The organism is Pseudarthrobacter sp. As-47 (assembly GCF_058215595.1).
This window is the reverse complement of the sequence record NZ_CM177088.1, coordinates 686,682-705,178: the sequence shown is the minus strand read 5'-3', so window position 1 is coordinate 705,178 and position 18,497 is coordinate 686,682. Positions and strand designations below refer to the sequence as shown.

At 66.3% G+C, this 18,497-nt stretch carries 23 protein-coding genes; 9 read left to right on the top strand and 14 right to left on the bottom strand.

What is annotated here, in order from left to right; all coding sequences use genetic code 11:
* The first annotated feature begins 275 nt into the window (after positions 1 to 275).
* Positions 276 to 1,634, top strand: a complete 1,359-nt coding sequence (locus AC4BCK_RS03415) for an aspartate kinase (RefSeq protein ID WP_066273644.1) — start codon at positions 276 to 278, stop codon at positions 1,632 to 1,634.
* Between the two features lie 100 nt (positions 1,635 to 1,734).
* Here the strand turns inward: AC4BCK_RS03415 and AC4BCK_RS03410 are convergent, their stop codons facing one another.
* Positions 1,735 to 1,950, bottom strand: coding sequence for a hypothetical protein (locus tag AC4BCK_RS03410; protein WP_174180972.1), 216 nt, complete (start codon positions 1,948 to 1,950; stop codon positions 1,735 to 1,737).
* Between the two features lie 122 nt (positions 1,951 to 2,072).
* On the bottom strand, positions 2,073 to 2,315 hold the full coding sequence (locus AC4BCK_RS03405; RefSeq protein WP_066273642.1) for a hypothetical protein: 243 nt from the start codon (positions 2,313 to 2,315) through the stop codon (positions 2,073 to 2,075).
* 77 nt (positions 2,316 to 2,392) lie between these two features.
* Here AC4BCK_RS03405 and AC4BCK_RS03400 point away from each other — a divergent pair, with 77 nt between their 5' ends.
* The 4 genes from AC4BCK_RS03400 to AC4BCK_RS03385 are packed head-to-tail and all read left to right on the top strand — an operon-like array spanning position 2,393 to position 4,706.
* Positions 2,393 to 2,881: a MarR family winged helix-turn-helix transcriptional regulator gene (locus tag AC4BCK_RS03400; protein WP_363956469.1), complete on the top strand. Its 489-nt coding sequence runs from the start codon at positions 2,393 to 2,395 to the stop codon at positions 2,879 to 2,881.
* Positions 2,882 to 2,885: 4 nt separating this feature from the next.
* Positions 2,886 to 3,464: an SSI family serine proteinase inhibitor gene (locus AC4BCK_RS03395; RefSeq protein WP_310111708.1), complete on the top strand. Its 579-nt coding sequence runs from the start codon at positions 2,886 to 2,888 to the stop codon at positions 3,462 to 3,464.
* Positions 3,436 to 4,374, top strand: coding sequence for a 3-methyladenine DNA glycosylase (locus AC4BCK_RS03390; protein ID WP_310111712.1), 939 nt, complete (start codon positions 3,436 to 3,438; stop codon positions 4,372 to 4,374). The genes AC4BCK_RS03395 and AC4BCK_RS03390 overlap by 29 nt, the downstream gene beginning before the upstream one ends.
* Positions 4,371 to 4,706 (top strand): serine protease inhibitor, encoded by a 336-nt coding sequence (locus AC4BCK_RS03385; RefSeq protein ID WP_490566574.1) that lies wholly within the window; start codon positions 4,371 to 4,373, stop codon positions 4,704 to 4,706. Before AC4BCK_RS03390 ends, AC4BCK_RS03385 begins: the two co-directional genes overlap by 4 nt.
* A gap of 87 nt (positions 4,707 to 4,793) precedes the next feature.
* On the opposite strand, the gene AC4BCK_RS03380 is transcribed toward AC4BCK_RS03385, so the two are convergent.
* Together AC4BCK_RS03380 and AC4BCK_RS03375 are read right to left on the bottom strand one after the other, a co-directional pair.
* Positions 4,794 to 7,898 carry a S8 family serine peptidase gene (locus tag AC4BCK_RS03380; RefSeq protein WP_490566892.1) on the bottom strand — a complete coding sequence of 1,035 codons (3,105 nt, stop codon included), beginning with the start codon at positions 7,896 to 7,898 and terminating at the stop codon, positions 4,794 to 4,796.
* A 289-nt stretch (positions 7,899 to 8,187) separates the two neighbouring features.
* Positions 8,188 to 8,373 carry a hypothetical protein gene (locus AC4BCK_RS03375; protein WP_174180966.1) on the bottom strand — a complete coding sequence of 62 codons (186 nt, stop codon included), beginning with the start codon at positions 8,371 to 8,373 and terminating at the stop codon, positions 8,188 to 8,190.
* Positions 8,374 to 8,668: 295 nt separating this feature from the next.
* On the opposite strand from AC4BCK_RS03375, the gene purS reads away from it, so the two are divergent.
* The 3 genes from purS to purL are packed head-to-tail and all read left to right on the top strand — an operon-like array spanning position 8,669 to position 12,016.
* Positions 8,669 to 8,920, top strand: a complete 252-nt coding sequence (gene purS, locus AC4BCK_RS03370) for a phosphoribosylformylglycinamidine synthase subunit PurS (protein ID WP_015935902.1) — start codon at positions 8,669 to 8,671, stop codon at positions 8,918 to 8,920.
* A 1-nt stretch (position 8,921) separates the two neighbouring features.
* Complete coding sequence (gene purQ / locus AC4BCK_RS03365) at positions 8,922 to 9,710, top strand: phosphoribosylformylglycinamidine synthase subunit PurQ (protein ID WP_400592459.1); 789 nt, start codon at positions 8,922 to 8,924, stop codon at positions 9,708 to 9,710.
* Complete coding sequence (gene purL, locus AC4BCK_RS03360) at positions 9,707 to 12,016, top strand: phosphoribosylformylglycinamidine synthase subunit PurL (protein ID WP_363939137.1); 2,310 nt, start codon at positions 9,707 to 9,709, stop codon at positions 12,014 to 12,016. Before purQ ends, purL begins: the two co-directional genes overlap by 4 nt.
* Before the next feature lie 130 nt (positions 12,017 to 12,146).
* Here the strand turns inward: purL and AC4BCK_RS03355 are convergent, their stop codons facing one another.
* From AC4BCK_RS03355 to AC4BCK_RS03330, 6 genes are all read right to left on the bottom strand, one after another.
* Positions 12,147 to 12,431 (bottom strand): hypothetical protein, encoded by a 285-nt coding sequence (locus AC4BCK_RS03355; protein ID WP_246256456.1) that lies wholly within the window; start codon positions 12,429 to 12,431, stop codon positions 12,147 to 12,149.
* A gap of 11 nt (positions 12,432 to 12,442) precedes the next feature.
* Positions 12,443 to 12,955 (bottom strand): type IV toxin-antitoxin system AbiEi family antitoxin, encoded by a 513-nt coding sequence (locus AC4BCK_RS03350; RefSeq protein ID WP_363939134.1) that lies wholly within the window; start codon positions 12,953 to 12,955, stop codon positions 12,443 to 12,445.
* 129 nt (positions 12,956 to 13,084) lie between these two features.
* On the bottom strand, positions 13,085 to 13,378 hold the full coding sequence (locus AC4BCK_RS03345; protein ID WP_400585615.1) for a DUF503 domain-containing protein: 294 nt from the start codon (positions 13,376 to 13,378) through the stop codon (positions 13,085 to 13,087).
* A 132-nt stretch (positions 13,379 to 13,510) separates the two neighbouring features.
* Entirely contained in the window at positions 13,511 to 13,828 is a 318-nt protein-coding gene (locus tag AC4BCK_RS03340) for a putative quinol monooxygenase (RefSeq protein ID WP_472530997.1), read from the bottom strand.
* Positions 13,825 to 14,379, bottom strand: coding sequence for a DUF1990 domain-containing protein (locus AC4BCK_RS03335; RefSeq protein WP_400600759.1), 555 nt, complete (start codon positions 14,377 to 14,379; stop codon positions 13,825 to 13,827). The genes AC4BCK_RS03340 and AC4BCK_RS03335 overlap by 4 nt, the downstream gene beginning before the upstream one ends.
* Positions 14,372 to 14,788, bottom strand: coding sequence for an MmcQ/YjbR family DNA-binding protein (locus AC4BCK_RS03330; RefSeq protein ID WP_174180954.1), 417 nt, complete (start codon positions 14,786 to 14,788; stop codon positions 14,372 to 14,374). The genes AC4BCK_RS03335 and AC4BCK_RS03330 overlap by 8 nt, the downstream gene beginning before the upstream one ends.
* A gap of 45 nt (positions 14,789 to 14,833) precedes the next feature.
* Here AC4BCK_RS03330 and AC4BCK_RS03325 point away from each other — a divergent pair, with 45 nt between their 5' ends.
* Positions 14,834 to 15,862 carry an isopenicillin N synthase family dioxygenase gene (locus AC4BCK_RS03325; RefSeq protein ID WP_490566573.1) on the top strand — a complete coding sequence of 343 codons (1,029 nt, stop codon included), beginning with the start codon at positions 14,834 to 14,836 and terminating at the stop codon, positions 15,860 to 15,862.
* A 13-nt stretch (positions 15,863 to 15,875) separates the two neighbouring features.
* Here the strand turns inward: AC4BCK_RS03325 and AC4BCK_RS03320 are convergent, their stop codons facing one another.
* The 4 genes from AC4BCK_RS03320 to AC4BCK_RS03305 all read right to left on the bottom strand — a co-directional run bounded on the left by AC4BCK_RS03320 (position 15,876) and on the right by AC4BCK_RS03305 (position 18,435).
* Positions 15,876 to 16,301, bottom strand: a complete 426-nt coding sequence (locus tag AC4BCK_RS03320) for a CoA-binding protein (protein WP_174180950.1) — start codon at positions 16,299 to 16,301, stop codon at positions 15,876 to 15,878.
* 79 nt (positions 16,302 to 16,380) lie between these two features.
* A complete protein-coding gene (locus AC4BCK_RS03315; RefSeq protein WP_251421938.1) occupies positions 16,381 to 17,238 on the bottom strand; it encodes a hypothetical protein in 858 nt (285 codons plus the stop codon).
* Positions 17,235 to 17,783, bottom strand: a complete 549-nt coding sequence (locus AC4BCK_RS03310) for an RNA polymerase sigma factor (RefSeq protein ID WP_174180947.1) — start codon at positions 17,781 to 17,783, stop codon at positions 17,235 to 17,237. The genes AC4BCK_RS03315 and AC4BCK_RS03310 overlap by 4 nt, the downstream gene beginning before the upstream one ends.
* Before the next feature lie 286 nt (positions 17,784 to 18,069).
* Positions 18,070 to 18,435 carry a YegP family protein gene (locus AC4BCK_RS03305; protein WP_174180945.1) on the bottom strand — a complete coding sequence of 122 codons (366 nt, stop codon included), beginning with the start codon at positions 18,433 to 18,435 and terminating at the stop codon, positions 18,070 to 18,072.
* Between the last annotated feature and the right edge of the window lie 62 nt (positions 18,436 to 18,497).

Genomic DNA, 18,497 nt, shown 5'->3' with positions numbered 1-18,497 from the left:
GCGCCACCTGGCACGGCGCAACAAACCGGCACACCACAACACAACAGGTTCCGGCGCCCTGCCAGGGGACTCCTGGCTGCACCTGTCGCAAGCAAACACGCCCCGCAACGGCGCATCGCGGGCCTGAAAATGGTCACAATTCAACCCCGGGCTGCGGGCGGCGATAAACTGGGAAAAGAAGTCGCGCCATGGATGGCGTTAGTTCCCAGCGTCAGGGCCAGCACAGCGTTACGGCTGTCTGGCCGGACTCCAATTGATTCAGTGAAGGTACGCGCATGAGTACGCCCACTACCGAAGTGCACAACGCAACGCAGCAGCAGGAGCCGCCCGCCGGCCGTGCGGTGACAAAGCAGCTCATCGTGCAGAAGTTCGGCGGATCCTCCGTAGCGGACGCGGACGGCATCAAGCGGGTAGCCAAACGCGTGGTGGACGCACAGATTGCCGGCAACGAAGTTGTGGTGGTCGTCTCGGCCATGGGTGATACCACTGACGAGCTCCTCGACCTTGCCGGGCAGGTGACGGATTCCGCGCCGGCCCGCGAGATGGACATGCTGCTGTCCGCGGGTGAGCGCATCTCCATGGCACTTCTGGCCATGGCCATCAACAAACTGGGTGCCTCCGCCCAGTCCTTCACCGGTTCCCAGGCCGGCATGATCACCGATGGCATCCACGGCAAGGCCCGGATCATCGACGTCGACCCCCACCGGATCCGCACCGCCCTGGACAAGGGCAACATCGCAATCGTGGCCGGCTTCCAGGGCATGAGCCGGGCCACCAACGAGATCACCACCCTGGGCCGGGGCGGTTCAGACACCACTGCCGTGGCCCTGGCTGCCGCACTGGAAGCGGACGTCTGCGAGATCTACACGGACGTGGACGGCATTTACACGGCTGATCCCCGCGTTGTTCCCTCCGCCCAGAAGATCGAGCGGATTTCCAGCGAGGAAATGCTCGAGCTCGCGGCGTCCGGAGCCAAGATCCTGCACCTGCGCTGCGTGGAGTACGCCCGCAGGTTCGGCGTCCCCCTGCACGTCCGTTCCTCATTCAGCCAGCACGAAGGCACGTGGGTCATCCCCAGCGCCGAAGACAAGATCACCACACAAGAGGGAGTTGCCTTGGAGCAGCCAATCATCTCCGGCGTTGCGCACGACCGTTCCGAAGCCAAGGTCACCGTTGTTGGCGTTCCGGACATCCCCGGCAAGGCCGCAGCGATCTTCCAGGTCATCGCCGACGCCCACTCGAACATCGACATGATCGTGCAGAACGTCTCCACCCATGGCACGGGGCGGACGGACATTTCCTTCACGCTTCCCATCGTGGAGGGCGCCGACGCGCTGGCAGCCCTTCATGCCGCGCAGGACCAGATCGGGTTCGAGAGCATCGAGTACAACGAGCAGATCGGCAAGCTGTCCCTGATCGGGGCGGGCATGCGCTCCCACCCGGGCGTGTCAGCAACGTTCTTCAAAGCGCTGTCCGACGCCGGCATCAACATCAACATGATCTCCACCTCCGAGATCCGCATCTCCGTGGTGACGCACGCGGACCTGCTGGATGAGGCTGTCCGTGTCATCCACAAGGCCTTTGACCTGGACAGCGAAAGCGAAGCCACCGTGTACGGCGGCACCGGCCGCTAGCCGGCAACGAAAAGCCGGGCCCCTTTTTCCGTCGATTCGGAAAGGGGCCCGGCTTTTTTATGTCCTGCTGTCGGGGGTGGCCGGAGCGACCGGGACCGGTTCAGCCCTGCTTCTCGAGGTCTTCGCGGCGTACGGCGTAGTGATGGCCGGCAGCATCGGTCTCCACAACAAAGTGCGAGAGTTCCTCTTCCGAGGCCTGTTCGAAGGCATCGTGCCTGTGCACCACCGGCGTATCGGGGTCCAGCCGCGCGGCCGGCCCAAAGAAGAACCGGAGCCTGTCGGTCAGGCCCATGAACCTGTTGACTACATGTGCCACTGTTTCCACCCCCTTCCCGACTATCCGGGGGAAAGAGTCCATGCCTCCATGCTGGAGCCAGTGCCCATATTTTATGCCTGCGGACCGGAAAAGGCTCCCGCCCGGACCCCAAATTGGCACGCTCAGCGGAGTGACTTGTCTTCCGGGTTCCTGGGTACAACGTAGGTGCTGCCATCGGGCCTGGTGACGGTCTCCCACTGCTGGGTCTCCGCCTCACGCTGGGCCAGCAGCCTCCGGTTTTCCTCCGTCATGTCGTGGACAAGGGATGAACGGTTGGCCGGACCAAAGATGGCCCGCAGCCTTCCTGTGGCCCGCATGAAACGCTGCGACGCGTTTTCCTTGCCTTCAGAGTTGCCCTTGCCCATGAACCCGGCTCCTTACCTGACATGATTGCTACTGGAAGTGTACGCTAACAGTTAGTGCACTAACAATTGGAGGAGCTATGGAGACGGTGACCGGCACCGAACCGGGGCAGGACGAGGACCTGCTCCTGGAGCACCAGTTGTGCTTCGCCCTGACGGTGGCTGCGCGCAGCGTTGTGGGCGCCTACAAGCCCGTCCTCGAAAGGCTGAACCTGACCCACCCGCAGTACCTGGTGATGCTCTGCCTGTGGGAGGCGAGTCCGCGCACTGTCCGGAACATCAGCGACGCCCTTGCCCAGGAACCGGCCACCATCTCACCCCTGCTCCGCCGGCTTGAGGCTGCGGGACTGATCACGCGACGGCGGGTGGACGGCAACGAGCGCGCCCTCGCCGTCGAACTGACCACGAAGGGCGCCGCGCTGCGCCAGGAGGCCCTCAAGGTCCCGGGAACAATGATGGAACGCCTGGGATTGACCCGAGCCCAGGTCACGGAACTGCACACCTCCATGATGGGGCTGATTGCGGCTACCTCCGGCCAGGAGACAGAACCAGAACCGGCAGTAGAATAAGGGGATGACGGACAGGCCACGGTCCATGAGGAAAACGGCGCTCGCCCTGCTGCTGGCAGCAACGCTGCTCCCGGCGTGCTCCCCGGACCAGGGGGGCGGCAGCCCTTCCGGCGAACCTTCCGCAACTCCCACGGCCTCCGCCACCGCGTCGGAGAGCCCATCCGCCAGCCCGTCCGCCGACACTGAGACCTCCGTCCCCGCCCCCGCCCCGGTACCTTCAGCGGCGCCTTCCGGACCCGGGCGGGGCAATGCCGAACTGTCCATCATCGTGACCACCGCAGAGGGAGAACCCGAGACCAGCTACACCCTGGTGTGCACAGACGGAGTCCCCGCTGCCGAGAGCGTGCATCCCGCCGCGGATGCAGCCTGCTCCGCCTTGAAAGAAAACGCGGGGCTGCTGAGCCCCAGCGTCCCGGGAACCGCGCAGGCCTGCACGCAGCAGTGGGGCGGCCCCCAGAAAGCCACCGTGACGGGAGTTGTGGACGGTGTCCCCGTAGACACTGCCTTCTCGCGCACCAATGGCTGTGAGATCGGCAGCTGGGATGCTGCAAGGGATGTCCTTGGTGTTGCCGGTGGAGCCTAGGCTCCTCGCGGCGGACGAATGGCAGGCGCTGGAGAAGGCACACCAACTGCGCGTCAGCCGCTACGCGGACCCCTACCTGGCCCGCAGGTCGGCAGGCAAAAAGCACCCGGTGGAAGACTTCCTCTTCACCTACTACACCCAGAAACCCGGCCAGCTGCGCCGCTGGCACCCCGGCGCAGGGCACGTCCTGCTGGGCCGGGAAGCGGCTGGGCACCTTGGCTGGAAGCACTACCGCCGGCTCGACGACGGCGAGCTTGCCTTCCTGGGGCTGCCGGAAGGCAGTACCGCGGTCACCTTTGACCGGGACGCCTTTCTTGCCGACCGCAGCGAGGCAATCGCCTTTGCGGGCGTCATCCTGCGCGGAACCGCAGCACGCCCCGCCCAGTTCGGCTGCTTCGGGCTGCACGAATGGGCCATGGTGTACCACCAGGACAGGTTCGACCTGCGCCACGAGTACCTGCAGCTGCGGTTGGGGCCGGCCGGCACGGACAAGGTGGTGGAGGACAACCGGATCCGCTGCACCCACTTCGACGCGTTCCGCTTCTACACTCCGGACGCCGTCCCGCTGAATGAGTTGGCGCCGAGCCGCGAGACCCAGCGCCACCTCGAACAGCCCGGCTGCCTCCACGCCAACATGGATCTGTACAAGTGGGCGTACAAGCTGCTGCCGGCCCTGCCCAGCGAGCTGGTGATGGACTGTTTTGAGTTGTCCTGGCGGATCCGCGCCATGGACATGCAGGCTTCCCCTTACGATCTTGCGGAGTGGGGCTACCCCGCAATTCCCATCGAGACGCCGCAGGGCAAGGCCGAGTATGTGGAGCACCAGCGCTCCTTCGCTGCGGAAGCGGCTGCGCTCCGGGAGAAGCTGGCCGTGGAACTGGAGGCACTGTCCAGGACGGTTCCGGCGTGATCGACCTGACCGTCAGGCTCCGGGAAGATCCTGCCGCCGTCGAACATGTCTTCCGGCTGGTGGCCGACGGCGGCCGCGCCCAGCCGGCCACCACCCTGCCGGACCCTGATGCGGCCCTGGCAGCGGTGGAAAAGTACGGCGAGGGCATCTTCTTTCCCAAGCCCGGCCCACCCCTGCTGTGCACCCAGCAGTACGGCGGGCCCCAGGTAGCCGTGGTCACGGGCATCTTTCATGGGCGCACCGTTGATTCTGTGTTCACGCGCACGGATGGCTGCGAAATCTCGCGCTGGAATGCCATGGCGGCGTTGCTTGGGAGCGCGGGCGGAGCCTAAGGGCCCTGCTAAAGCCGGATAAACAAAAGACAGGATCCCGGGCGGTTGAACGCCCGGGATCCTGTCTTCTTCTCTAGCGTCGGGCCGCTACACCGCTGGTACGGCGTCTGCGAACGCCACCTGCGGAGCCCCGGCAGGGGCAACAGGCGCAGCGCCCACCTGGACGTTGACCCAGGTCCTGATGCCGTTGCCGCCCAGGCTGAGCCGGGACAGGTAGGCACCTTCGGAGAGGCCCGTCCAGGACACAGTGGCCGAGGTGGCAGTTCCGTTGGGAGCCACGATCGGGTTCGGTTCCACAGTGAGGTTGCCGGCGTCACCCGCGAAGGTAACGGCCTGGACGGAGGCGCTGGCCGGTCCGTTGTCCGGAGTGGAGTACAGGTTGACTGCGAGGTAGTACGTTCCCGCGCGCGGAGACTCCAGGTCCAGGAACTCACTGGCGGAAGCCGTCGCCACCTGGGTGGCTGTCAGTCCACCCGAGCCATTGGGTGCGTAGACCACCATGTCCCAGTCGACGTCGTCCGATTGCGCCTGGACACCGAGCCGGGCGAAGGATGCTCCTTGCGGTACCGTCACCCGGAGGAGCGCGTTGTGGTCGTCGTTTCGGGGAGCGTATTCACCGGGTGTCTTGGTGATGGCGGTCTGGCTCAGGGGTGCCAGGCCCTCCACGCCCACGTTGATGGGGTTGTCCGAACCTGACACCAGTTCCATCGTGCCGCTCCCGCTGCCCGTGGCCGAGCTGAAGGAGAAGGACGGAGCGATCTGTGCATCAACGGGCCGGATGGCGATGGGCGAGCTGACCGTGCGGGGGCCTTTCCAGGTAAGGGTGCCCGTGCTGAACTTGCCCACCGGAGCGCTGGCGTTCCTGATGGTCAGGGTGACCTCGCGGGTCTGTCCTGCCTTGGCGAAGTTCAGCGATTTCGGCTCCACCTGGATGTCGAAGCCGGGCATGTTGACCTCCGGCCGGTACATACCCGGAACGAGCGCGGTCAGCTGGCGCTTGACCTGCACTTCCCCCACCAGGCTGCCGAGCGCAACGGACGGCAGGTTCAGGTCCCGGGCGGCGATGGTGCCGGCCTGCGGTGCGCCGGTGTCCACGCCCTGCCCATTGAGGTAGCCGAGCCAATCCTTGATGCCCGAGTTGTAGACAAGGCCCGGATCCAGGACGCGGGTTGAGTCGATGTGGCCTGCGCCGCCCTGGAAGGGATCAGCGTTCGGCGAACCATCGGCGTTGACCAGCGGGTAGGCGGTGGTCATCATGGCCGACTTGACCGTGGCGGGAGACCAGGTGGGCTGCTTGCTGAGCACCAGAGCGCCAAACCCTGCGATGTGCGGGGCAGCCATGGAGGTGCCTGACATGAAGCCGAACTGGTCGCCGTCGTTACCGATGGTGGAGACGCCCGCCAGGACGTTCACGCCCGGAGCCGCAATGTCCGGCTTCAGCAGGTCGCCGCCGGCGGCGAGGGTGGGTCCGCGGGAGGAGAAACCGGCGATCTGGGGCGCAGGCGCCGGCGGCAGGCCCGTGGGGTCGCCCTTGACCAGGCTGACTGTCAACGCGGGGTTTGCCTCCAGCTTTGATTTCAGTTCAAGGCTCTTGGGCGCGTTGACGTGGACGGTGGGCAGCACGTGGTTATCGGCATCTTCGGAGCTGCTGGTGAGGTTCACCAGGATCATGCCCACGCCCCCCTTGTCCTGCACCTCCTGGCTCTTGGCAGTCCTGTCCACCACGCCGCGGTCGCAGACAACAACCTTGCCTGCCACCTTGGCCGCATCCAGGCTGCCGGGGCCGCAAAGGTTGGCGTTGGCCACCCCGGCCGCTGCCGCTGACGCCGCAACAATCACGGGCTTATCAGCCACTTCCGACTTCATGATGGAGGCTCCGCGGTACAGCGATCCGTCCGAGACCTTGACGGTGCCCAGCAGGTCGCTGGGGAACGTCGACGCGGCGACCGTGGTCAGCCACGGCGAGGCGTGGTTGACGGTGGACGCCGTGGGACCGGAGTTGCCGGCTGAAGCGGAGACGAAGACGCCTGCGGCGGCGGCGTTGAGGAACGCCAGGGCCACGGGGTCGGTGGTGTTGTTGTTATTGCCCGAGATGGAGTAGTTCAGGACGTCCACGCCGTCCTTGATGGCGGCTTCCACTGCCTCGACGGAGGCGGAGGAGTAGCAGCCGCCGGTGTCAGGGTTGGTGTCTTCCCAGCAGACTTTGTACACCGAGACCTTGGCTGCGGGGGCAACGCCGGAGCTCTTGCCGAAGCTTGCGCCGTCGATCACCTGTTCCACGTTGGCGTTGCCGGCGGCCGTGGTGGCGGTATGGGTTCCGTGGCTTCCGACGTCGACCGGCGAGATGAGTTCCTCGGGCGCCCGGTTCTCCGGGGCTACGTACTGCATGAAGGTGTCGGCGAAGTACCTGGCCCCGACGACCTTGGAGTTGCACAGGGAGCCGTCGAAGGAGGCTCCCGTCCCCTCGCCTTTCTGGCATTCTCCTTCGAAGGTGGTGCCGTCAGCCTTGAGCATGGCGATCCGGCCCTCAGCAGTGCGGTAGGGCACGCCCACCTGGGCAGGTCCGGTCAGCGGCTGGACCGGTTCCCCCTGCAGGAAGGGGTTGTCCGGGGCGTAGCCGGAGTCGATGACGCCCACAACCACTCCCTTGCCGGCGTTCGCTTCGCCGCCGAACTGGGTTGCCCAGGCCCCATCGGGGCCGGTCAGCTTGAGGAAGTCGGTGGTGGTGTAGTCCGGGGCGTTCTCCACGTCCGGGGCCACAACCAGCACGCGGTCGTCTTTGGACAGCTCCATGGCCTGGGCGGCGGTCAGTTCTGCCGTGAAACCATTGAGGGCAGCGGTGAACTGCTTTCCCGGGGTTACCCCCTGGCTGGCAGCGACCTCCCGCTGCTGCTTCCGGAGGTGTGCGTCGTAGGCCCGGTAGTTGGGTCCGCCTGCGTCCAGCTTCCGCCCCTTCTCGGGCTTGGTTGCACCAAGTCCGGGCGTCTCCCCCTCATACGCGGCCGCTGCGGCGCCTGCCAGGACAACGATGTAGCGTCCGTCCTTGAAGTCGGCGGGTGCATTCTCCTTGGCTGTTACTGCGTTGTCCTGCCCGGCCGGCGCCGCGGTGGCGGGAGTGATGGCCATCGAGGTGAGGAGTAGCGGCAAGCCCACGGCAAGCGCCGCTGCCTTCCGGAATCCCCCGCCCCGCATGGGGCTCTTTCCAGTAGATCTCACGTGCAAACCTTTCACGATGTACCGGCCCAGCCATGGTTGGGGGCCCGAAACGACACGGCATGGCACGCGAAGTTACAGATCTTGTCATTTCGTGAGACCAGCCGATCACAGAGTACAGACTGATAGCTGAATATGACATAGGACACAAAACTGAAATTTCCGCCAGTCATACGCCCGCCCGCCGGATTCCTGCCGCAGGGGGAAAGGGCACGAAAAAAGGGCGCCCTGAAGGTCGCCCTTGAACCCAGCGGAATACGCTCCGCCGCTACTGGCGCGGCGTACGGACCACGTCGCTGATCCACTGCCGGGTCTTCTCATCCACCGGCCCCGCCACCCGGTTCTCCCGGGCAAAACGGTCGGCCTTAATCTTCTGGAACACCATCCGGCCCAGCCCTGCAAACACTGCTGCGGCGACCACGGGCAACAGCACGGATTTCGAATTTTCAGCCATCCAACAATCCTAGTGATGCCGCCCGTCCAACTCCACAGCACGGGGGCCGGAAACCGCCGCCGCCACCCGTCCGGCAGGCAGGCTGTCCGCCGTCTTCCTGCCGCAACCGGCCGAATACAGGCTGTGGCCCTTCGGCCGGTAGAATGGACGAGCAAGCTCGCGGAGCGCCCGTCCTCATTGTCTGAACTCACGGCCTGACGTCACTGTCTAACACAACGTGCCCCGGACCCGGAACGGCGTGAGACGGCACCACTCCGCTGCGCCCTTACCCAAGCTCACGCACAGGAGTTACCGGATGCCCCGGATCGTTGTTGACGTCATGCCCAAGCCCGAGATTCTGGACCCGCAGGGGAAGGCGATCGTCGGCGCTCTCCCCCGCCTGGGCTTCACCAGCTTCAGCTCTGTCCGCCAGGGCAAGCGTTTCGAACTGACGGTCGACGGCGAGGTGACCGAGGAAATCCTGGCCCAGGCCCGCGACGCCGCTGAAACCCTCCTGTCCAACCCCGTGATCGAGGACGTCGTCAACGTCGAGGTCGTCGAGGCCTGACATGACTGAACTCCCCCTGATCGGAGACGCCCCCGGCGACGCTGCAGTGGCCAGCAGGCTCGCCGGCGCCCGGATCGGCGTCGTCACGTTCCCCGGCACCCTTGATGACCGCGACGCCGCCCGCGCCGTCCGCCTCGCCGGCGGCACCGCCGTCGAACTCTGGCACGCCGACACCGAACTCGGTGACGTGGACGCCGTCGTTATTCCCGGCGGTTTCTCTTACGGTGACTACCTCCGCGCCGGCGCCATCGCCCGCTTCGCGCCGCTGATGTCCAGGATCATCGACGCCGCCAACTCCGACGCCAAGCTGCCGGTGCTCGGTATCTGCAACGGCTTCCAGATCCTCACCGAGTCGCACCTGCTGCCCGGCTCGATGATCAAGAACGACCACCTGAAGTTCATGTGCCGCGACCAGGTCCTGCGCGTCGAGAACAGCAACACCGCCTGGACCCTGGACTACGAAGCGGGCCAGGAGATCACCATCCCGCTGAAGAACCAGGACGGCCAGTACATCGCCGACGACAAGACCCTGGACGCCCTTGAGGCCGAGGGCCGCGTGGTGTTCCGCTACGTTGGCTTCAACCCGAACGGCTCCCGCCGGGACATCGCCGGCATTTCCAACTCCGCCGGCAACGTGGTGGGCCTCATGCCGCACCCCGAGCACGCGGTGGAAGTTGGCTTCGGCCCCGAGACTGTTGTGTCCCGTGAGACGGGTATCGGCGGGTCCGACACCGACGGCCTCGGTTTCTTCACCTCCGTCCTGAACAAGATTGTGGGAGGCGCCAAATGACCACGGAAACCACCAAGAAGTTCAACATCGACACGGTCGAAAACGCGGCCAAGACCCCGGACGTCGAGCTCCCCTGGGCCGAACTGGGCCTGAAGCAGAATGAGTTCGACGAGGTCGTCAAGGTCCTGGGCCGCCGCCCCACCGGCGCCGAGCTGGCAATGTACTCCGTGATGTGGAGCGAGCACTGCTCCTACAAGTCCTCCAAGAACCACCTGCGCCAGTTCGGCCAGAAGGTCACGGAGGAAATGAAGAAGGACATGCTGGTGGGCATCGGCGAAAACGCCGGCGTGACCAACCTTGGGGACGGCTGGGCCGTGACCTTCAAGATCGAGTCGCACAACTCGCCGTCGTTCGTTGAGCCCTACCAGGGCGCGGCCACCGGCATCGGCGGCATTGTCCGCGACATCATCTCCATGGGCGCCCGCCCCGTTGCCGTGATGGACCCGCTGCGCTTCGGCGCCATCGACCACCCGGACACTGCACGCGTCATGCACGGCGCCGTCGCAGGCATCGGCGGGTACGGCAACTCCCTGGGCCTGCCCAACATCGGCGGCGAAATGGTCTTCGACTCCGTCTACCAGGGCAACCCGCTGGTGAACGCACTGGCAGTCGGCGTCATGCGGCACGAGGACATCCGCCTGGCCAACGCCTCCGGCAAGGGCAACAAGGTGGTCCTGTTCGGTGCCCGCACCGGCGGCGACGGGATCGGCGGCGCCTCCGTGCTGGCCTCCGAGTCCTTCGACGACACCAAGCCGTCCAAGCGCCCCGCGGTACAGGTGGGCGACCCCTTCGCCGAGAAGGTCCTCATCGAATGCTGCCTTGAACTGTTCAAGGGTTCCCTCGTTGAAGGCATCCAGGACCTCGGCGCTGCAGGTATCTCCTGCGCCACGTCCGAGCTGGCCTCCAACGGCGACGGCGGCATGCAGGTTGAGCTGACCTCCGTCCTGCTCCGCGACCCCACCCTGACCCCGGGCGAGATCCTGATGTCCGAGTCGCAGGAACGCATGATGGCCGTGGTGACCCCGGAGAACGTGGAAGCGTTCGAGGCTGTCATGGACAAGTGGGCCGTGGAGTACTCCTGGCTCGGCGAAGTGACCGATACCGGCCGCCTCATCATCACCTGGGAAGGCGAGGTGATCGTCGACGTCGACCCCCGCACCGTGGCACACGACGGACCGGTCTACGACCGCCCGTACGCCCGCCCCGAGTGGCAGGACCGCGTGCAGGCTGACACCTTCACCGGCTCTGTCCAGGACGCCGGCCGGCCCGCTGCCCCCGCAGAACTGGCCAAGGCCGTCACCGAGCTCGTGGCATCGCCGAACATGTGCTCCAAGGACTGGATCACCAACCAGTACGACCGTTACGTGGGCGGCAACACCGCCATGGCCTTCCCCGATGACGCCGGCGTGGTCCGCGTCGACGAGGAAACCGGCCTGGGCGTGGCCCTGGCCACCGACGCCAACGGCCGCTACACCTACCTCGACCCGTACCACGGCGCGCAGCTGGCCCTCGCCGAGGCGTACCGCAACGTCGCCACCGCGGGTGCCGTACCCATGGCCGTCAGCGACTGCCTGAACTTCGGTTCCCCCGAGGACCCGGACGTCATGTGGCAGCTCGCCGAGGCCATCCGCGGCCTGTCCGACGCCTGCATGGTGCTGGGCATCCCGGTCACCGGCGGCAACGTCTCCCTGTACAACCAGACGGGCACCACGCCCATCCACCCCTCCCCCGTGGTGGCGGTCCTGGGCAAGCTCGACGACGTTGCCCGCCGTACGCCGTCGGGCTGGCGTGAAGACGGCCAGGCCATTTACCTGCTGGGCACCACGGGCGCCGAGCTGGACGGCTCCGAGTGGGCGAACATGCGCGGCCACCTGGGCGGGCAGCCGCCCAAGGTTGACCTTGAGGCCGAACGCGCGCTGGGCGAGATCCTGATCAACGCATCACGCGACGGCATGATCGACTCGGCCCACGACCTGTCCGAAGGCGGCCTTGCGGCAGCCCTGGTGGAGTCCTCGCTGCGCTACGGCGTCGGCGCCCGGATTGCCCTGCAGGACGTCCTGGACCGCGACGGTGTGGACCTGTTCACGGCGCTGTTCTCTGAATCCCAGGGCCGCGCCGTTGTTGGGGTTCCCCGTTCGGAGGAAGTCCGCTTCACGGACATGTGCACCGCCCGCGGCTTCGCCCACACGCGTATCGGTGTGGTGGATGCGGCCAGCGGCACCCTGGAGATCAACGGCGTGGAGTCCCTGTCCCTGGACGCCCTCCGCGAAGCCCACGAAGGGACCCTGCCAAAGTACTTCGGCTAGGCACCCCACCCATCGATTGCTCCGTACCTGTCGTTTTGAACCCTCAGAACGGCAGGTACGGGGGCCCACACCGGCGAGGGACCCGGCCTGAGCTTGCGAAGGCCGGGAGCCGGTGGGGAGCAATCGATGCTTAACGACCCGGTCGCCAGCCGGCCTGCACCAGCGCTGTGCGGACCTTGGAGACGGCCTGTTTCCCGTCGTCCATCATGTGGCGCTTGGAGATCCTGATTTCAGTCCATCCCAGGGCTGTGTAGCGCTCCGAGCGGGCAATGTCCCGCACGATCTGTCCTTCCTCGCCGTGGTGTTCACCCTCGTATTCGATCCCGATCCGGTATGTGCGGTAGCTCAGATCCGGTTCATGGTGCCGTTGGCCGGTGTTGTCGGTGATGGCGACGTTCAGCTCAGGTTCGGGCATGCCTGCCCGGATCAGCGCCAGCCGAAGCAGGGTTTCCTGGGGCGAATCCGAGCCCGCCCGGATGAGCTCAATGGCTTCTTTGGCCTTGCGGAGTCCAACATCTCCACCATGTCCAGCCAGGTGCGCGCAGGGGTGGTGACGGGGAGTCCGTCCACCATCATCACCTCGTCCTCAAAGAGCTTCATCCGGTGGACAATGACGTGCGGGCGCGCCAGATGCGCCGCGCCTTCGGGGCGGATGAGGTGGTAGGCCTCGAGCCCTTCGTTCTGCCGCCGCTGCGGCAGGCCATGGAGCTCCGCGGCGGTGGCATGCGATGCGGCGCATCGCCCGTTGACTTCGATGAAAGGCCGCACCCGGACGCTCAAGGGGAGTGCCGCCGTCGCGCTTTCCATCCGGATGCCCCGGCCGAAACGCTCCATCGAACTGTGCCGCCAGCGGCGTGAGGACACTCCGGCCAGCGAGGCATCCACGAGGGTGAAAGGGCGGCCGCGGAGCTCCTCCGGCAGGGGGCGAGGGGTCTTCATCGGTCCATGACACCAGAATGGACCGGAACACGCAGAAGTTATCCACATCCCCCATCGATTGCTGAGCAGGTGCCGTTTTGGCGCCTGAAAACGACAATTACCCAGCAATCGATGGGTGTGGCCGTGGTATCAGTCCTCGCTGTGGTGGTCACGCTGCCGCGCACTGAGCAGTTCGAACTCCGGCCGGGCTGCCACAAAGCGTTCGACGGCGTCCAGCACCTCAATGAGGTGGGCGCGGTCGGCCGCCACCAGCCCGGCGCCCACCTGCGAACGCCGGTACTGGTCGTGGTCCCCCACCTCGGCGACGGAGACATCGAAGCGCCGCCTGATCTCTGCGAGCAGCGGCCTGATGACGGAGCGCTTTTCCTTGAGGCTTTGGACGTCGCCCAGGAGGATGTCGAATTCGATCCAGCCGATCCACATGCCCTCATGCTATCGACTGCTCCCTAAATGCCGTTTAGGAGGGCCAAAACGCCAGGTACGTGGGCCCACGCCGGCGAGGGCCCCGGCCTGAGCTTGCGAAGGCCGGGAGCCGGTGGGGAGCAGTCGATGGGCTCAGATGGTGAGTTCGCCCATCCGGTCCCAGCCTTCGCCGTCGAGCTGGCGGCTGATGATCCTGGGGGTTTCTGCCAGGGCCTGCGGCATGTCTGCCATGGCCTGCTTGAAGTGGGGGCTGTGGACGTGGTCGCCGGCGGCGTCGTCCTTGAAAGCTTCCACCAGGACGAACTCGTTGGGGTCGTCCACGCTGCGGGACCAGTCGAACCACAGGTTTCCCGGTTCCTGCCGCGTGGCCTGGGTAAAGCCGGCCACCAGGTCGAGCCAGCGCTCCGACCAGTCGGGCTTGACCTTGAACTTGACGACAATGAAGATCACGGGGGCATTCCTTCCGAGGCGAGAGTGCGTGCCCCTTCAATGTACCGGGACGTCACGTGGCGCTGTGCAGCACGGGTGACCAGTCCGCCGGCAGCGTAGAACCAGTTGGCTGGTTTGCTGAAGGCCCGGATCCGCAGGAACACCTCCCCGCGCCCGTTGATCTCCACTTCGAAGGATTCCTCGCCCCGGGCGGGATGCCCGGGCAACGTTCCGTAGCCAAATCCGGCTGACTGCGGAATCCGCTCCTGCGCAGGTTTCCTAACCCACACCACCTGGCATGGTGCGTTCAGCCGGAAAGGCCCGGCACCGAAGCCGCTGACCACCCGCACCCCCGGTGCCGCAACGGGTGAATCGGCACGGACGCGGAGCCCCGCCCGACGCTGCAGTTCCCAGCCCAGGATGCCGGCGGCTACCCGCTGGTACACCGCCATCCCGCAACCCAGGAAGGCTTCCTCCAGGACCTCCGGGTAGCCCGCAGGGGCGGTGCCGCGCTGGGTGCTGCCGATCCCGGGATAGTTGAGCCCGCCCCGGGCTGGCCTTTTCTCAGCCACGTTCCGTACCAGCCGCTCCGCTCAGCCGGGCCCATCCCAGCTGCTCCTGCTGCCTCCGGCTCAGGCCTGCCACCACAAGGTCGTAGGAGTCCTCCACCATGTCCCTGACCATGTCGTCAGGCAGCGCCCCATCCAGCCGCACACCGTTCCAGTGGGTTTTGTTCATGTGCCAGGCCCCCGTGATTTCAGGATGCGCGGCACGGAGCTGTACCGCAAGGCCCGGCTCGCACTTGAGGTTCACGTAGCCGTCCGGGCTCATCGACGACAAGGCAAAGACCTTTCCCTGGGTCGGGGAACCGCCGGCACTGGAGGCGCGCACCTTGAAGACAGCGGTCTCCGGCCCGAAGGGGTAATCCTCGTAGGCGCCCGGGAATGAGAGGCAAACTTTCCGGAGTGCGTCGGGGTCCATCCAGGAAGCCTATAAAGCCAACGCGTCCGGTGCTAGTCTGCGAGGATGGCACGCGATCAGGGGCTGATACCTGTTCTGGACCTGGGCACGGCGCGGCAGGCCGACGGGTCCTTCCGCCCGGATTTCATCGAGCAGTTGCGGTACGCCACCCACAATGTGGGCTTCTTCCAGATCACGGGCTACGGCGCGGCCCCCGGCCAACCGGAACAGCTTCTGGACACCATCAGGCGCTTCTTCAGCCTTCCGCTCGAGGAGCGCCTGAAGCTGGACAACCGGCTTTCACCACACTTCCGCGGCTACACCCGCATGGGCACCGAGGTCACCCAGGGAAAGGCAGACGCGCGGGAGCAGATCGACTACTCGCCCGAGCGGCAGCCCGTTAGGGACTATCCGGAGGACCAGCCGTTCTGGCTGCTGCAGGGCCCCAACCTCTGGCCCGATGAATCGTTCCCCGAGCTTCGCCCCGTGGCCATGGCCTGGGCTGAACTGATGTCATTGGTGGGGATGGAGCTGCTCAGGGGGATCGCCGTTTCCCTGCAGCTTCCTGAGGACTACTTCGACGAACCGTTCCAGGGGTCGCCGGCGTGGATGGGCAAGCTGGTGCACTATGTGGGCGGCGTGGTGGAGGCCGCTGGAGACCAGGGCGTGGGATCGCACGCAGACTACGGATTCGTCACGCTGCTGCTCCAGGACGACGTGGGCGGGCTGGAAGTCCTGCCGCCAGGTGCGGCAGCATGGGTTCCGGTGGAACCCCTCCCGGGGGCGCTGGTGGTGAACCTCGGCGAAATGCTTGAGGTGGCCACGGAAGGCTACCTGGCGGCCACCATCCACCGGGTACAGGCACCGCCGCCGGGGGTGGACCGGTACTCCGTTCCGTTTTTCTGGTCTCCGCGGCTCGACGCGGTAATCCACCCTGTGCCGCTGCCGCCGGAGCTGAAGGCGGCAGCGAGGGGAATCACGGATGATCCGGCGAACCCCCTGCTGGCCTCGTTTGGAATGAACATGTTGAAAGGCAGGATGCGGGCGCACCCGGATGTCACGGAGCGGCACTATCCGGAGCTGCTGAAGAGCTAAGGCTGAAAGCCTGTCAGAGATTGAACTTCCATGCCTGCTGCGCCGGACAGCTGTCCATCACAACGTCCAGCCCCGCGTCCTTGGCCCGTTTGGCTGCCGCCTCATCGACGACCCCCAGCTGCATCCATACCGCCTTCGCGCCTACCGCGATCGCCTGGTCCACGACGGCCCCAACTTTCTGGGAATTCACAAAGCAGTCCACGACGTCGATGGGCAGCTTGGCGGCCGGGATGTCCAGGAGGCTGCGGTACCCGGGTTCGCCGTGGACAGGGTTGCCGGGCAGGTTGACGGGGATGATTTCCATGCCCAGCCGGTCGCGGATGAACAGCGAAGTATCGAACGCGGCCCGCCATTCGTTGGTGCTCAGGCCGACAATGGCCCAGCGTCCTTTGGTGCGCATCAGGCGTTCTATGACTGCAGGATCGTTCGTGTGGCCCATGGGTTCAGCCTACGCGGAGGCAGCGGCGGCAAGCGTGCACCCCGCTGCGCAGCGTCCCCAACCTCTCACGTCAGTAAAGCTAGCGGACGAACTTGTCCCGCCACTTGGCCCCGGGGACAGGGTTATCTGCGGCGGCTGCGCCGGCTCCCTGGCCTGATGGTCCCTGTCCGGCTGTTCCCGGCACACCGGGAGCATCCACTGGCGGTTGTCCTGGGTTGTCCGGATGGCTCCCGTTGCGGTTCCCGGCATCAGGCCCACGGGTGTGTTCCGGCGCTAATGCCGCGTCGGCTTCTGCGGCCTCTTTCCGTTCCGTGGTCCCGTCCTGTCCGTCGGCCGCGGGACCTTCGCCGGGTTCCTGCCCGCCCTGGCCGGGCAAAGGGACAGCTGTGGCCTGCCCGGACTCCTCCGCAGGCTGCGTCTCCACCGGCGGTTCACTGCCAGGGGCGGTGCCGCCCGCCGGCCCGCCGTTATCCTGCGCAGCGTCGTTGCTGCCATCCTGGAGCGGTCCGGGCGCGGCGGCCTGGGGTGTCCGGATGGTCCAGGAGGGGGACCAGTCCTCAAGCAGCTGCTGGACTGAGGGGCTGCCGGTATGGGCAGGATTGGCGGAGCTGGCTGCCACGGTGCCAACTCCCATCCCCATGCCCGCCACCAGTGCCAGCCCGACGACGGTGGGCCGGTGCGCGCGCAGCCGGCGGCGCCGCCCGGGTTCGTCGTTCGGGGTGCCTTCCGCCGTATCGCTGCCTTGCGCGTCCGTCCCGGGTGCGCAGAGACCGGCGGCCAGCAGGGCAGCCAGCTGTCCCGTGGGAGCCGGCACGGGAAGGTCCGCCAGGGAACCGACTGCCAGGAGGGTCCGGCGCAGGCCTGCGTCCTGCCCAAAGCCCGCCTCAAGGAGCAGTTCCTCCACAGTGTCCGCTGTGTGGGGCGCCTGTGGTGTCATGGCTTAAGGTATTCCTTCACATCCGCAAGTTCCCGGAGCTTGAGGAGCGCCCGGCGCTGTAGCTGTTTGACGGCGCCCTCGCTCTTGCCCATGGCTTCCGCGGACTGCTCCACGGTAAGTCCAGCCACGAGGCGGAGGGCCAGTACCTCGCGCTGGTCCTGCGGCAGCGCATCCAGCAGGCCAAGGACCTCCTGCGGTGCTATCCGCTCCAGCGCTTCCGTTTCCGCCGACGAATCCTCGCGCCTGTCCAGCTCAGGTTCGAACGGGAGCTTGGCGGGAGTACGGCTCTGGCGCCGGTAGTCGTCCACCATGCGGGCATGGGCCACCGAAAAGATGAATGTGCGCAGCCCGGCGGCTCCCCCGTGCACCGAGCCAAGGCGCGGCAGGACGGAGAGGAACACTTCCTGCATGGCCGCCTCCGGATCCTCGACTCCCCGGGCCGTCAGATAGCCCAGGACCTGTGATGCATACGTCCGGTAGACAACGCTGAACACCGCTGTCCCGGCGGGGCCGTCCAGGGCCTCGTCTGTCAGGGCATCAGTCACGGACGCGGAGCTTTCGGTCAAAGATGGGGTGTGATTGCGCGGAGAGGCCGTCCGGCATGCGGAACGCCTTTTCCCCGCCCCACTTTACCGCCGAGTAACCACCGCCGAGGACCGCCACGCGTATGCTGCCGGTCCGACAAGGCAGCTGCCCCTGCCGTCGGAAAGTGAAAGAGCCGGCCTGGAACGTGATGGGGGACAAGTTCCAGGCCGGCGCTACATAGGGGTAATCGCCGCAGGCACGTAAAGGGTTACGCGCCACCGAAAAAACTTTGAAAACTTTTGCGGGTCAGCGGACCGAGGCGGTCCAGCGGGGCCGGGTGCCCTGCCGCCGCGGGCCCTTGGCGAGAACAAAGGTGTGCCCTCCGGCGGGGACGCGCTGGTCGTCGCACTCGGTCCGTGGTGCAGCCGTGGCCGGTTCCTCCGCCGGAGCAGGGACGCGGGCGGGTGCCTGGCGGGTTGCGGCCCCGGGGGTGGAACAAAGATCGGTGACCAGACCTGTACCGGCGCACTCCCGGACGGCGGCGATGCCGGCAGCGAGGGCGGCCTTGTCCTGGTACGGGCCGGATACGGCCATGACTGCGCCGTCAGGGGCCAGGAGCCGGAACCTGAAAGACGAATCAGAGTCCACAAATGCCTCGAATTTCCCGGCCATGGCAAGTCCTTCCTCGCAGTCACAGGGTGTACAAACGAGTCTCGCGGGCTTCCCGGCAGCCT

Coding starts and splice junctions, on each gene's coding strand:
- AC4BCK_RS03415 (WP_066273644.1), top strand. CDS start 276: ATGAGTACGCCCACTACCGAAGTGCACAACGCAACGCAGCAGCAGGAG.
- AC4BCK_RS03405 (WP_066273642.1), bottom strand. CDS start 2,315: ATGGGCAAGGGCAACTCTGAAGGCAAGGAAAACGCGTCGCAGCGTTTC.
- AC4BCK_RS03400 (WP_363956469.1), top strand. CDS start 2,393: ATGGAGACGGTGACCGGCACCGAACCGGGGCAGGACGAGGACCTGCTC.
- AC4BCK_RS03395 (WP_310111708.1), top strand. CDS start 2,886: ATGACGGACAGGCCACGGTCCATGAGGAAAACGGCGCTCGCCCTGCTG.
- AC4BCK_RS03390 (WP_310111712.1), top strand. CDS start 3,436: ATGTCCTTGGTGTTGCCGGTGGAGCCTAGGCTCCTCGCGGCGGACGAA.
- AC4BCK_RS03380 (WP_490566892.1), bottom strand. CDS start 7,898: ATGCGGGGCGGGGGATTCCGGAAGGCAGCGGCGCTTGCCGTGGGCTTG.
- AC4BCK_RS03375 (WP_174180966.1), bottom strand. CDS start 8,373: ATGGCTGAAAATTCGAAATCCGTGCTGTTGCCCGTGGTCGCCGCAGCA.
- purS (WP_015935902.1), top strand. CDS start 8,669: ATGCCCCGGATCGTTGTTGACGTCATGCCCAAGCCCGAGATTCTGGAC.
- purQ (WP_400592459.1), top strand. CDS start 8,922: ATGACTGAACTCCCCCTGATCGGAGACGCCCCCGGCGACGCTGCAGTG.
- purL (WP_363939137.1), top strand. CDS start 9,707: ATGACCACGGAAACCACCAAGAAGTTCAACATCGACACGGTCGAAAAC.
- AC4BCK_RS03355 (WP_246256456.1), bottom strand. CDS start 12,431: ATGCCCGAACCTGAGCTGAACGTCGCCATCACCGACAACACCGGCCAA.
- AC4BCK_RS03350 (WP_363939134.1), bottom strand. CDS start 12,955: ATGAAGACCCCTCGCCCCCTGCCGGAGGAGCTCCGCGGCCGCCCTTTC.
- AC4BCK_RS03345 (WP_400585615.1), bottom strand. CDS start 13,378: ATGTGGATCGGCTGGATCGAATTCGACATCCTCCTGGGCGACGTCCAA.
- AC4BCK_RS03330 (WP_174180954.1), bottom strand. CDS start 14,788: ATGGACCCCGACGCACTCCGGAAAGTTTGCCTCTCATTCCCGGGCGCC.
- AC4BCK_RS03325 (WP_490566573.1), top strand. CDS start 14,834: ATGGCACGCGATCAGGGGCTGATACCTGTTCTGGACCTGGGCACGGCG.
- AC4BCK_RS03320 (WP_174180950.1), bottom strand. CDS start 16,301: ATGGGCCACACGAACGATCCTGCAGTCATAGAACGCCTGATGCGCACC.
- AC4BCK_RS03315 (WP_251421938.1), bottom strand. CDS start 17,238: ATGACACCACAGGCGCCCCACACAGCGGACACTGTGGAGGAACTGCTC.
- AC4BCK_RS03305 (WP_174180945.1), bottom strand. CDS start 18,435: ATGGCCGGGAAATTCGAGGCATTTGTGGACTCTGATTCGTCTTTCAGG.